The organism is Bartonella quintana, from assembly GCF_009936175.1.
Classification (GTDB): Bacteria; Pseudomonadota; Alphaproteobacteria; order Rhizobiales; family Rhizobiaceae; genus Bartonella; species Bartonella quintana.
This window is the reverse complement of record NZ_AP019773.1, coordinates 465,103-478,329: the sequence shown is the minus strand read 5'-3', so window position 1 is coordinate 478,329 and position 13,227 is coordinate 465,103. Positions and strand designations below refer to the sequence as shown.

At 36.2% G+C, this 13,227-nt stretch carries 10 protein-coding genes, 1 other RNA gene and 1 pseudogene; 5 read left to right on the top strand and 7 right to left on the bottom strand.

Going from position 1 to position 13,227, the window contains the following annotated elements; genetic code table 11:
• Window positions 1-24: 24 nt before the first annotated feature.
• The 6 genes from rnpB to ettA form a co-directional block, all read right to left on the bottom strand.
• Window positions 25-416: RNase P RNA component class A (gene rnpB / locus MF1_RS01840), an RNA gene on the bottom strand.
• A gap of 95 nt (window positions 417-511) precedes the next feature.
• Window positions 512-1,021 carry a lytic transglycosylase domain-containing protein gene (locus MF1_RS01835; RefSeq protein WP_161510333.1) on the bottom strand — a complete coding sequence of 170 codons (510 nt, stop codon included), beginning with the start codon at window positions 1,019-1,021 and terminating at the stop codon, window positions 512-514.
• A gap of 933 nt (window positions 1,022-1,954) precedes the next feature.
• Window positions 1,955-2,335, bottom strand: a complete 381-nt coding sequence (locus MF1_RS01830) for a hypothetical protein (protein WP_014924288.1) — start codon at window positions 2,333-2,335, stop codon at window positions 1,955-1,957.
• A 2,024-nt stretch (window positions 2,336-4,359) separates the two neighbouring features.
• Window positions 4,360-4,506: a hypothetical protein gene (locus MF1_RS06770; protein ID WP_244614193.1), complete on the bottom strand. Its 147-nt coding sequence runs from the start codon at window positions 4,504-4,506 to the stop codon at window positions 4,360-4,362.
• 206 nt (window positions 4,507-4,712) lie between these two features.
• A complete protein-coding gene (locus MF1_RS06765; RefSeq protein WP_244614192.1) occupies window positions 4,713-4,931 on the bottom strand; it encodes a hypothetical protein in 219 nt (72 codons plus the stop codon).
• Window positions 4,932-5,372: 441 nt separating this feature from the next.
• Window positions 5,373-7,022, bottom strand: coding sequence for an energy-dependent translational throttle protein EttA (gene ettA / locus MF1_RS01820; protein WP_014924290.1), 1,650 nt, complete (start codon window positions 7,020-7,022; stop codon window positions 5,373-5,375).
• Between the two features lie 162 nt (window positions 7,023-7,184).
• Here ettA and MF1_RS01815 point away from each other — a divergent pair.
• A pseudogene (locus tag MF1_RS01815) lies at window positions 7,185-7,720 on the top strand (hypothetical protein).
• Window positions 7,721-7,767: 47 nt separating this feature from the next.
• Window positions 7,768-8,376: a bifunctional nicotinamidase/pyrazinamidase gene (gene pncA, locus MF1_RS01810; protein WP_011179616.1), complete on the top strand. Its 609-nt coding sequence runs from the start codon at window positions 7,768-7,770 to the stop codon at window positions 8,374-8,376.
• Window positions 8,377-8,423: 47 nt separating this feature from the next.
• Here the strand turns inward: pncA and MF1_RS01805 are convergent, their stop codons facing one another.
• Window positions 8,424-9,476 (bottom strand): DUF475 domain-containing protein, encoded by a 1,053-nt coding sequence (locus MF1_RS01805; RefSeq protein WP_014924293.1) that lies wholly within the window; start codon window positions 9,474-9,476, stop codon window positions 8,424-8,426.
• 346 nt (window positions 9,477-9,822) lie between these two features.
• On the opposite strand from MF1_RS01805, the gene MF1_RS01800 reads away from it, so the two are divergent.
• From MF1_RS01800 to MF1_RS07190, 3 genes are all read left to right on the top strand, one after another.
• Window positions 9,823-10,362: a helix-turn-helix domain-containing protein gene (locus tag MF1_RS01800; RefSeq protein ID WP_014924294.1), complete on the top strand. Its 540-nt coding sequence runs from the start codon at window positions 9,823-9,825 to the stop codon at window positions 10,360-10,362.
• Between the two features lie 421 nt (window positions 10,363-10,783).
• Window positions 10,784-10,963 (top strand): YegP family protein, encoded by a 180-nt coding sequence (locus tag MF1_RS01795; protein WP_011179619.1) that lies wholly within the window; start codon window positions 10,784-10,786, stop codon window positions 10,961-10,963.
• Between the two features lie 356 nt (window positions 10,964-11,319).
• Window positions 11,320-11,634 carry a transposase gene (locus tag MF1_RS07190; RefSeq protein WP_350339264.1) on the top strand — a complete coding sequence of 105 codons (315 nt, stop codon included), beginning with the start codon at window positions 11,320-11,322 and terminating at the stop codon, window positions 11,632-11,634.
• Window positions 11,635-13,227 lie beyond the last annotated feature (1,593 nt).

Here is a 13,227-nt window from a genome sequence, read left to right as displayed (position 1 = left end):
TGTAAAATATCTGGTCAATCATGAAATATCAGTCGGCCTGTAAGCCGGGTTCTGTATGGTAAAGTTTACACTTTACATGGCAACCATTCATCTGGGACGGATGTTACCATCCGCCTCGTGCAACCTACCCGAATGACTCGCCCGGAAACCGGCTGCAAGTCTAAGCCTTGCGCGTCATTACTATTTGGTCTTGCTCCCGGTGGGGTTTACCTTGCCACATTCATTACTGAATGCGCGGTGGGCTCTTACTCCACCCTTTCACCCTTACCTATAAAAATAGGCGGTTTGCTTTCTGTGGCACTTTCCCTAGGGTCGCCCCCGCCGGGTGTTACCCGGCACCGTTTTTCCATGGAGCCCGGACTTTCCTCACCTGCCACTTTTAGGCATTGAACAAGCGCGGTTGCCCAGCCGACTGACACATCATTTATAAAACATTTTTCGTCAAGTGAAAAGAGTCCCCTTAAGATATTTTAAAACCTGATCAAAAAACACTTTGCTTTCAAGGTGTATTTTATTTCAATGAAGCCAGATAAGTTTTCACTTTTGAGCAATATTTTTCCGAAATGGAATTCATTTTTTTTGCAGCATGACCTGCATTATATTTAAGGATTGTGCCACACGTATCGCCAGAACTTAGTTTATATGCCCGCGCCAAATAACGCATACCATATTCAAGATTTGTTGCAGGATCATAAAGATCGTGCACAGAACCCTTAAAACCCAAACTTCGTGCAGTAGATGGTTTAATTTGCATCAAACCTATCTCGCCAGCAGCCCCTTTTGTACGTGCCTTATAATCACTTTCAACCCTTACAACAGCGTGTGCCAAATTAATAGGAACATTGTACTTATTCGCAATCTTTTGAATAAGAAACTCATAAGGACGAACAGGAATTTTAGAAGTAATAATCTCTGTGCCTTCACTTGATCTTGCAACATTTAACACGGTATGCGCCCAACTTATATTAAACACAAAAAATACAACAAATGCTGCGCTTAAAAAGATTTTCAAAAATTGCATTTTTTTCTCTTCATTATATATCAAATCCCAGCCGCAACGGCTGAGCGGACGCATTTTACATAAAAAGAAAACAAAAGAGCGGCTTGAAAATGGAAATATTAAGACAATTTAAAGGTAATTTTTCCCACTATAAGAAAATCTCTTAAACTTACGAATTATATATTTCTGTATTTCATAAGATATCAAAAAAATAAAGAAACTATAAAGAAGTTTTTAACGTCCTAAACAAATGATATACTCTATCACTTGTTTATAAATCTACCGCGCACCCAACTTTAGAAGACAAAAACAGTATTGAAAATATCGCTGGCATTTTCTACATACAATTATCAAAAACCTCATTGAGGTCAATTCCACAACCGTAAAAAGCATCAGAGACTGGAATAATTTCCCAGAACGCCCTCAATATTGCAGCAGACCTACTAGCAATAGAAACCTTTACCAACTCTCCCCAATGATTGGTTGATAAATACTCACTGCAAAAAAATCCATGCCAGACAAACCCATTTACCATAATTAACCATAAGAAACTTATGACTGTGTCTCAACACATTATTTTTTAATCGTATAGTATAGCTTAAATAATTACTTCTATCTGTTTTTAGAAAATTCTATAAAGGGACAGGCAAACAATCTCAATAACGTCTGAATAAAACTTTATATTGCTTCATCCCCATTTTAAATTGTCCGCATATCATGACTATGGTTCAATCCACCCTTGCACGTCCCTTCTCCATTTTCAAGAATTATACAACAAATAAATATCCTAAAATCTGCAGAAAAAAGGGCTTTCGTAGTTGTTCCATCTTTCCCCCTATCATACCAAATAAAAAAAGGGCGCCATACCCTTTCTGCATGCTTTCCAAAATTCCATGAAAAGCACAAAAAATACCCTTAGGAGAAACCGTAAACGCATAATTGCTTAAGAAATGACTAAAAGTAAGCATCACCAATGGAAGGATGAGAAATCGCTTTAAATATAGCCACAACAACAGCTCTACCCAATTTCTGTGCATCCTCATCGCTTTGCCCGCTCGCAAAAGCAGCAGCAATTGTATATTGGCGTATTTGCTCAATCACTTGCTTTTGTTGCTGAGGATTCAGCTTAGAGAGTTCCATTATAATATCTGGAAAAGATATTGCCAATCTCTCTAGGAGCATAGCCTCTGCCTCTGTTACATCAACCTGGTGAGAAGAAAAAAACCGACCAAATAAAAACTGATAAATGGCAACATTTCGAGAAGCAAAAAAACTGGCTGCGAAAACCAAAAAAACAAACACACAGAGAACAATACGACGCCCGCAAAAGACCATTATCTCTCCCTAACTAAGATATACAAAGCATATTCCCACAACGCATTTTTCATCAGACTTTTTGATAAAAAACAATTTTCAACCTATAAACTAATACTGAATTCTAAAAAGCCTGACTGAGGAAATCCGCAGCCAGGCCCGACAATCTAAGGGATCCACGCGGGGGGGGGGGAGGAGGTTCCCTGATTGCCCTCTCGCACTGACCATAATGTCGATGCGATATTCTTGCTATGAAATAAAATGTTCTAAACAACAAGAAATTCTTAATCATCTTTCACACAAAAAATAAAAAAAATTACAAACTTATCTAAAAATGGAAAAATTTAGGCAAAAAAACATTCAAAATGATCCAATTTGAGGCAAATTTATTTCAAGGAGCATCAATAAGAATCTATGATCATCGTCATTTTAATAATATTTTCTCTCCAAAATCCTTTGACTGTAAAAGTTCTAAATTGTCTGAACTTCTCCCTATGAAGTACAAAACATATAAAAGCAGATATCACTTGTTCAACAACTATCACCATAAAAATCAAAGTGTGAATCTTTTTAACACTTTAAGATTGTACAAAAAATTAGAACCTAGACGCTAATGGGGGAATAAATCATTCTACTCAAAACGATGAACTAGCGTAGTCTTGATATGATAAAAATAGAAATACCAAATCTTCTCTGTCTTCATAACAATTTTTGAGAATCATCATAAAAAAAAGATATTGTAAAATTGCCTCTGCAGTTACAATACCAATTGTAAATTTGAAAAAATTAATTTTCACGAAAAAGAAAATCAGAACTCTGAATGCATTTATTTCGAATCACCTATTATCACCATTCAAGGTGACTTGAAACTATTTTATAACCAACAATCAATTCCAATACATTATCATCACAAACAACGTCAGTACAAAAATTTTCTGGCTATCTCTTATTGCTTAAACTACCCTGCAGAATGGTAAAATGGCAAATTTCTGCATCTGAAAATAGCTAGACTATGTTATCTTTAGTGGAAATTATGCAGTACCTTCTTTTTTACTTTTCGCGTTCTTTCATTGAATCACACTCCACACGAAGCTCCCTATTGTGCTGTTCATTTAAGGTTGTATCTAAAGAGAGATCTCATCTGGCCCTAATCTCCTCTTCTGATGCCACCTTTAGGATATAACGCAAGATCCATTGGATCCCACTATCTTCACGCTTATAAAGGTATAAGCTTATACCATCATTATATTTCCCAACTCCCAAGATTGCACCTACTCTTGCATTAAGAAACAACACATTGTTTCTTTTCAAATGGTTTTTACCTATACGCTCATTCCTCTTGTGACGTACAAATAAATGATTCTTTTGGTTCTAAATCAAAGGGGTTGAAATGAGAAAAACTTCCTGCCTTCGGTGTTCTCACTCAAGTTGTAAAAAACAATTATCATTATAAATAAATGTCTTATTTAATTTAATACACGCTGGATCAACAGGCGTTAAACAGCTATCCTAGTAGTTTTTCTTCAAGAATACCTTTCGTTATACAGCCGACATGCCCTACCCCTACATATTGAAGCACCAGCATTCTCATGCACAAAAATACAATGCAAGTGCAAAAAAAGGTAATATTTCAAATACTTAAAAATCCTATCTTTACACTTTTATAAGGACAAAAAATAAAGCATGTTAGCAAACATAATTATGCAAACTTCTACTTTTTATCTTTTATATCGTCAACCAGTAAACGCGGACCACGAGCAAGCCAAAGTTTAACCATGAGCCCCCTCATTGTTTTCATTTTGTAGAGCAGGAAGACAAATCATTTGTTCTAGAATTAAGTCTTGCACTTTTGAGTTATTGTTCTATTTGTGAATCTAGAAATCCGAAAAGGTATATGAACGTGGTAGAAATGTGAAGACTCAACTTCATAGCGAACAAAATCCACAATCAACAAACACCCATGAGGACGCGAAATACCTGCAACCTCATGAAAAGTCACCTCGGGACTCTCAAGAAAATGTAAAACTCAATGAAGAATGACCAAATCAAAAGTTGTATTTCCAACAAATAAATGCAAAAACATCACTATCAAAGACAACTTCAGCTGCATGCGTATAAAGACCTGAAAACAATTTTAATACAGAGCCTGTATCAGTACCAATATCCAGCGTATTAAAGGTTTTTATTGCCAATGATTTCCCGTAAAGCGCTTTTCCACAGCATGATCATAGGAAAACCACAACGCATCCCACTGCGCCACATTTTGTAAAAAATGCTTCTTTCCTCTTTTTAGGCGCTGTTTTTACATCCATAAAACGTGCAAAAATCGTGTATTAGAATCAAATCACGCTCTAGAAAAACTGTAAAGAATAGCCACCAAATATCTTTACCAAAACAATCATGACAACGCAAAATAAATGCCTCCACCCTTCTGATAACACTCAATCAATTGTGCTTTAGTATAATAAAACGTAAATACCGTAATACATGCAGTTGCGACTGGCAAAAAATAAATGTAAAGTTTGATATGTTTAAATCTCCGTGGTACAAAAAGTGCAGGAATACGCAAACGACTTAATTCTGCCATCGCTTTTAGCAACATAATCATCGTATCCAAACTTGCACTTTTTTTATAAATAATCCTGTAAAAATTTATTTATAGGAATAGAAAGTCAAGCAGAAGACGCATACTTGCATCTATTTTGTTACTGCCTATTTTATGATATATGAACAAAGAATGGACAATTGCTAAAAAATAAACAGCACTCACTTCTCTATGCTATTGTGAGTGCCAGAGTATTTATATGGCAGCTCACTACAACTTTATAATGAACTTTACCACCCTTCATTGCAATTTGATTAGAAACAATTGCCCATATATCCACCAGCATAATGGCATAGAATTTAATTATACTTTAGCAAGGCATGATTGAAATTCCGTTCTCCTTTTTGCCTGCGATGCAATGAAAACGATAACTTTACAGCATAGTGTACACTACGTCTTCTGAAAAACGAAGAACAGGAATGTCATTTACATTTTTTCAATCAAATAAACAAGTTAGCGTGTCAGCGGCTTATAATGCACACGCTTAAGATTAAGAGAATCTGCACCGAAATGACGGCCCTTATTAGCTTCATATTCAGCAAAATTACCTTCAAACCATTCCACATGACCATTCCCTTTAAAGGCTAAAATATGGGTTGCTAACCGATCAAGAAACATACGATCATGCGATATGATAACCGCGCAACCAGCAAAATTTTCCAATGCATCTTCCAATGCACCTAGAGTTTCGGTATCAAGATCATTTGTCGGTTCATCAAGAAGAAGAACATTGCCTCCCTCTTTTAAAAGCTTAGCCAAATGCACGCGATTGCGCTGCCCTCCTGACAAATTTGCCACCTTCTGCTGTTGATCTGCACCTTTGAAATTAAATGCACTGCAATAAGCGCGACTATTCATCTCATATTCACCTAACTTAATGACATCATTACCGCCAGAAATTTCCTCCCAAACGGTTTTATCACCTGCCAACGAATCGCGACTCTGATCGACATAACTCATGTGAACTGTTTCCCCGATGCGGATTTGACCTGAATCTGGATGTTCCTGCCCTGTCAACATTTTAAACAAAGTAGATTTTCCCATACCATTGGCACCAATGACTCCAACAATTCCACCAACAGGAAGTTTGAAAGAGAGACCATCAATCAACACACGCTCTCCATATGACTTAGAGAGATTATCAACTTCAATGACAACCTGCCCCAATCTTTTGCCAATAGGAATAATGATTTGTGCCTCTCCAGGACGGCGCTCACGCGCAGCTTGAACCAACTCATCATACGCTTTAATCCGCGCTTTTGACTTTGCTTGTCGCCCTCTCGGACTAGAAGCTATCCATTCCCGTTCACGTGACAACGTACGTTGGCGAGCAGCCTCTTCACGCCCTTCCTGAGCTAAACGTTTGGCTTTAGCCCCCAAATAAGCAGAGTAGTTTCCCTCATAGGGTATACCTTTACCGCGATCTAATTCTAAAATCCAACCCGTTACATTGTCGAGAAAATAACGGTCATGTGTCACCAAAAGCACCGCGCCGAGATATTCCCGTAGATGCCTTTCAAGCCAAGCTGTGGCTTCAGTATCCAAATGGTTTGTTGGTTCATCCAAAAGCAATAAATCAGGTTTTGATAAAAGCAATTTACAAAGCGCAACACGCCGCTTTTCACCTCCTGAAAGTTTTGTCACATCCTCGTTAGCTGGTGGACAACCAAGGGCAGCCATAGCCATTTCCACTTGATTTTCTAAATCCCAAAGATTCTGACTGTCGATGATATCCTGAAGGCGCGCGCTCTCATCAGCCGTTTCTTCACTATAATTCATCATCAATTCATTATAACGCTCCAAAATTGCTTGCTTATCGGCCACACCTTCCATCACATTGCCACGCACATCTTTACTTGTATCAAGAAGAGGCTCCTGCGGCAGATAGCCACAACTTGCCCCCTCAGAAAGCCATGCTTCTCCGGTATATTCCTTGTCTAACCCAGCCATAATACGTAAAATGGTTGATTTACCTGCACCATTTGGTCCCAAAATGCCAATTTTTGCATCTGGATAAAAAGACAGATGAATATTTTCCAAAATTTTCTTATTGCCGTAAGTCTTGTTGAGCCCAGTCATGTGATAGATAAATTGACGTGCCATAAATTTCTCTTTATTATTGGTCAGTATAAGAGGTTGAGACTTTTAAAAATTGCTTTCACTTTTCTTAAATGTGCAACAAACAGTGCTTGCGTTGCATAAAAAGCTTTTTGCTTTATATTGATACATTTTTTCTAATCTCACAAGCCCTCGCTACGGTTCTAAATGCAAAAAAATGCCCCTTCCAAGAGCAAAAAGCAAATCTTTTTAGCTGTACCTGAAACATGTTATCAAACATCACCTCTCTTTTCTCTACCAGATATAACATTATGTTTTTATCGTATTAAGCCAACTTATCAATGTAATGTGGTATCACAGAGAAAACCCATTCTCTATGCACCCTCTTTTTTTGCTTTATGGGCTTTACATTTCGTGGCAAAAAATCCCTCCCTTTTTTCATCAATTTTATGTCATGGAAGACAATGGACTTCATCCCTTGCCCTGATGTGGCTCAAATTGCGTTTACAAAATGACCGTTACCTTATGGGATCCGACGTCCCCAGTCCAATGATCATGAAAGCTTTGCATCAACATGTAGCGATAAGTGACTACAGTGCACTTCCCATTGGTACGTGGTTGCAATTCGTAAAAAACTATAAAACGAATTGTAAAAACTTATCCCCTCCCCTTTTTTGGCTCGATAATATAAAAATAACACCAATATCCACCAAATTATCTCAAGACTTCAAAACAAAATATAGTCTTTGAAAAGGTACCACAAAAGTAAATCTCCTACAGGAATATGCTCATGGAAAAAAAAGCCTTAATCGTTATTGACGTCCAAAATGACTTCTTACCAGGTGGAGCACTTGCAGTACCACAAGGTGATACGATTTTACCTGTTGTTAATAATTTCATAGACTATTTTGATCATATCATTTTAACCCAAGACTGGCATCCCAAAAACCATTGCAGCTTTGCTTCTTCCTACCCTGAAAAAACGCCTTATGATACTGTCAAACTTGACTATGGTCCTCAAATACTCTGGCCTGATCATTGTATACAAGGAACACAAGGAGCAGAATTTCACACATCTCTCAAAGTTGAGAAAGCACAGCTTATCCTCAGAAAAGGCTATAATCAAAAAATTGATAGCTATTCTGCTTTTTTTGAAAATGATCAAAAAACACCAACAGGCTTACAAGTTTACCTTAAAGAACATGGTTTTACAAAACTCATTATGTGTGGCTTAGCAACGGATTTTTGTGTTGGATTTTCTGCACTTCATGCCATACAATGCGGCTTTAAAGTTAGCGTTTCATTAAATGCCTGTGCTGGTATTGATTTAAATGGATCGCTTAATACGATGCTTAAAACTATGAATGAAGCCGGTATAGAACTCTTAATAACCTCCTAAAAAACTTTCTTTCGTCGTGCTATTGCAACGCATAAAAAGCTTTCAACTTACTTAGACACAACATCTTTATTCAGGTGATGACACTTAAAGCGAAGAGAAGAACAAAATGCCATTCCAATAATACCGACCCCCACCAGTCCTGTTAAGACTTCAGGAACCGATACAAGAGTTTGCAGATACATAATCACTGCGAGGATTAAAATTGCATAAAAAGCACCATGCTCCAAATAACGATAATGCAACAATATCCCTGACTCAACCAACATAATTGTCATGGAACGAACGTAAAACGCACCTATACTAAGACCAATTGCGATAATAAAAAGGTTGTGTGAAAAGGCAAAAGCACCAACAACACCATCAAAAGAAAAACTAGCATCTAAAATTTCTAGATAAAGAAATGCGCCTACCCCCCCCTTAAAAACTGCACTTAAAGTCGTTTTTGGAGAATCCAACAGCGAACTGATGGCTTCGATACCTATAAATGTTAAAAGTCCATAAAGGGCAGCGAGTAAAAAAGCTATTTTATCTTCTGTTACGACCTGCCCTGAGAAGAATAATATCAAAGTCAAGATAATTGCAATATCAATCCCACTAACTGCCCCAAGTTTTTGAGCTGGTCTTTCTATAAAAGCGAGCCAATGCACTTCTTTTTCAGAATCAAAAAAGTATTTTAAACCAACCATCATGAGGAAAGTTCCTCCAAAAGCCGCAATCGCCACATGACTATCCATTAAGATTGTGGCATACTGATGTGGTTCCCATATAGCTAATTTTACTGCGGCAACTGGACTAATCCCAACAGCAACAGCAACCACCAGCAATGGAAAAACAATCCGCATCCCAAACACTGCTATTAAAATGCCCCATACCAGAAAACGACGACGCCATAGCGGGTCCATCTTTCCAAGAACACGTGCATTGATAATAGAATTATCAAAAGATAAAGAAATTTCCAAAACTCCTAAAACACAGCAGATGAAAAAATATTTAAGAAAACCAATAACACTTCCCGTTTCAAACCAACCAATAGCCCCTCCTAAAAAGACGCCAATAATTGTGAAAAAAAAAGCCCATCCAAAATAACCTAATAGGGCCATGATCTATTCCTCGAAATTTATTTCTTTAATTCATCTGCTGCGCAAATCGAAAAATTGCAGCTATTAATGCAAAAAGAGATAAAACACACATACGGCAAACTCATATGGAATTTTCCTCCCAAAAAACAAGATAAGAATCAGTAAGTACATCTTTCATTTGAAATGAATAGAAATCTTAAATAATATACAATACAATAAGTCAGAAGTCATTTTCTATTCACTAAAATTTAAAAATAGAGAAAAATAAAATCTATAAATATTGACATTACATCATGAGACATTAATACATAGTGTGCCTTTATCGGTCAAAACTTATACCATGATGATTTACTGAGGGAGATAATTCGTGGCACGTCCTGAAACTGAATCAAAGACTATATTTGGAAAACGTTTGCGTTATGTACGCCTTGCTTTAGGGGATCCATCACGTGAAGCATTAGCCAAAAGTTTTAGCATGACAAAAAACTCCATTGCTTTTTATGAGCGCGGAGAAAGAGAACCCAATCTTAGTGTGTTACAAACATATCACACGTTGTACGGTGTCAACATTAATTGGCTTTTAACTGGACAAGGGAAAATGTTTGATACCGAATATACTAAAGGTGACTTTGACTGGAACTATTTTATAAAAAAAATTGAGGGGCTTGAAGAGATTCTTGCCAATAGCGATCGTAATAGAAAAATAAACCAAGAAAAAATCAAAAGCTCTTATGAGAAGCTGCAGCAATATTTGTCGCGACAGGGTTCATCTAATATCTTCACCCTAAAAGCCGCAACCTCTCTGATCGATATGAAAGCAAAAATGGCTAATTCCTATGCCCTTAGTTTGTTCATTGATTTACTCATTCGAAGCAGATCGCAAAAAGAGGCTATTGCTAATCAATAAACGTCCATATCAAAAAGAGCGATGAAACAAACACAAACTTTATCAGCATAGAAAAATTAGTAACACTTCTTTCCTTGCTGATAAAGTTTGATGCGCCATGTGGAATTTGTTTTTTATAGTAAAATAATTGAATATACTTATCTATTAATAATAAAAATATTTTTTTACTATTATAAATTATGAATACAATGCCATTAAATTTAAATAAATATATTTTATAGTATAAAATATCTATTTATACCTTATTGACAACAAATATTTTCTTGTTACAAAATATAGTCCTCATAGAAATTATTGTTTGAGATCAAAAAATTTAAGGAAAATATATTGACTACTTACTGTAGAGACATATGTAAATTCTCATAGTCAGATGGGTTGAATATTTACCTGCAATTATCGGCTATTTTATGAGGTAGGAAGCATGTATTTTGAAGTGTTTCAAGGAGTTCACAAGCAATGGTACTGGCGTCTAATCTCAGGAGATGAACAAAAAATTGCTTTTTCTAGTAAGGGGTATCCAACGAAGCAAGATATCCTAATAAATATTGAGCAGATAAAAGAAATTACGCATAAAGCTCCTATTAGAGAGCTACAGCCTTAGCGTTCCTTACCATTAAGATAAAAATTTTTAATCTGTATATTTTGAACTTTGTATCACACTTTAATAATGAAGTGAAAAAGGCTGACTTTCTGGTAACGGAAAACATGAAGTGTTTTTTGTATGGTTTCTAATATACCACAAGCAACTGCTAAATAAAACTTTTGGCAGATGCTGTATCTGTCTCCGAACCGGCAAATCGAACTGCTATTGAATCGATCAATCAGCAGCAATGCTCTATCTAAACTTCAGCAATGTTCTATCTAAAGCAGTCTGAACAGCTAAAAAGTCTATAAAACTATACCACAAGGTTATACAAGAATCGATGCCTTTAAAGTTTCTGATAAAACATTTACAGCATGTATTGTAGCATTTCAGTTATAAGCAAAAAGATTGCAATAACCCCCAAAAAAGAAAAGTGTAGATATGCAAAGCTGCATAAACAGATAAATAATATCAAAGAAGATTTCTTGCATAAACTTACAACACAATTGGTTCAGCGCTCTAAGCCAGTTTATCTTGAAAATCTTCATCGCAAAGGGATGTTGAAAAATCGGCATTTATCGCGTGTTTTTAAAAATCAAAGTTTTTTGAACTTCAACGGTAATGAGAATATAACGCTGCACTCTATGGTTGGCAGTTTATTATTCCTGATCATTATATGCCAGCAGTAAAAATCTTTCATCAATATGGATGTAAAGCTGAACCATTGCACTTCATTTCCGTGGGGGGATATGTTATCATAGGCTTGCACGCATTATGAATATAATAAAATGCTGTGCTCACTTTAAAACAATCAGCGGTGAATTCCGCCATCTCAACCTGAAAAAAATAAGGCTCTGGCTAAACTCTTATTAAGTTTGGTGAAGCAAATCTTAAAGAAGAGAGAAATAAAAGGATAAAATTTACATAATTTTAAATGAACGGTAAATAAATGAGATCAAGAAACCACTTTCTCCTAAAAGTATAGTCCAGCTCACTGAGTTGACATGCCTGATCTCCTTCGCTTTAATTTAATATAAAATCGCCAGCATCTGCTTCATTGTCATTTTGGCGTCTATGTTCTTTAACAATATATTATTATCTTAATGATCTTCCTCTTTTAATGCATTTCTCCTCCCCTTTCATGTCCTTTTATTCATACCAACAAGGATACCTTCTGAGGCATCTGATAATGTGTACACTAAGCCGTTAAGCTCGCTAATAAGCTGCCATAAACATGAACAGTATTTGTACCAACGTGACAATGCCTCGCATCAAAACAGACTGCATCTATTCAATCTGCTGTCATCATCATCTCTGTAAATTACTATTAAAAAAGCACATAATACATCATACCATCTTCAAAGCAGCATGTTTGAATATATTGACCATTCTATTTTATTATAAAACCATCCGCACTACAAATCGCTCAATCCATTTTCCTAGATCAAATAGTGAATCATATGAGTCATCTGCCATCTCATTGAAAATATTTTATGTTCTTTAACCGTCATTTTTTTCAAAAACAGGAGTGGAGCAAGACATGTGAAATATGCCAACAATATTTGGTATCATCAAAAACAAGCTTAAGCTCTTCGAGCGTAAAGCAGTTCCATTGAAAGTGGCACTTTGTTTGAAGAAACAAAATCTAAGCAAAGCTAAAAAAAATCCAAGAAGAAGGTCTAAAAAATTTAGAAAAACAATGAGACAACCTCAAAAATCAGAATGAAACATGAGAAAAACAGACTAAAGAAGCAGTAAAACACATTCCTATCTTTGCAAAAAACAAGAATGGAATTTAGAACAAAAACTGGAAGTTATTATCTAAATATAAATGCAGCCATATCCACTGCTCAATTTAACCTTCCAACAATTGAGATATTATGATCCATCAAAACCCTACCTCAAAAGCAATTCAAATATACAGCACTAAAATCCTCTCCAAGATAACCCGTTTGACTTTTACCAAGCAAAGCGTCTTAAGGAAAATGAAGAAAAAACGAGCAATCATCATCAACAAGACAAAAAAACAACGCTTTAACTTTATCCTCTGTGCAATAAAACCCCAAAAAGATCGTTTGTTTGGTTTTGATGAAGTGTTAGAGTTGTACCTCTACATTTGAACCTTAAAGCCATATAATTTAGTACTCCACACTTGACCACACAACACAACTCACCAAAGCCTCCAATGAAGAAAGTATTACAGTTTACATTCCTGTTCTTTCTCTTATCCCTGTAAACTGTCTTCATAGAAAGTTTCCTCCTATTCTCTCATACCTCATCGC

Bases quoted from the DNA above. Each gene is read 5' to 3' on its own strand.
- MF1_RS01835 (WP_161510333.1), bottom strand. From the start codon at position 1,021: ATGCAATTTTTGAAAATCTTTTTAAGCGCAGCATTTGTTGTATTTTTT.
- MF1_RS01830 (WP_014924288.1), bottom strand. From the start codon at position 2,335: ATGGTCTTTTGCGGGCGTCGTATTGTTCTCTGTGTGTTTGTTTTTTTG.
- ettA (WP_014924290.1), bottom strand. From the start codon at position 7,022: ATGGCACGTCAATTTATCTATCACATGACTGGGCTCAACAAGACTTAC.
- pncA (WP_011179616.1), top strand. From the start codon at position 7,768: ATGGAAAAAAAAGCCTTAATCGTTATTGACGTCCAAAATGACTTCTTA.
- MF1_RS01805 (WP_014924293.1), bottom strand. From the start codon at position 9,476: ATGGCCCTATTAGGTTATTTTGGATGGGCTTTTTTTTTCACAATTATT.
- MF1_RS01795 (WP_011179619.1), top strand. From the start codon at position 10,784: ATGTATTTTGAAGTGTTTCAAGGAGTTCACAAGCAATGGTACTGGCGT.
- MF1_RS07190 (WP_350339264.1), top strand. From the start codon at position 11,320: ATGTATTGTAGCATTTCAGTTATAAGCAAAAAGATTGCAATAACCCCC.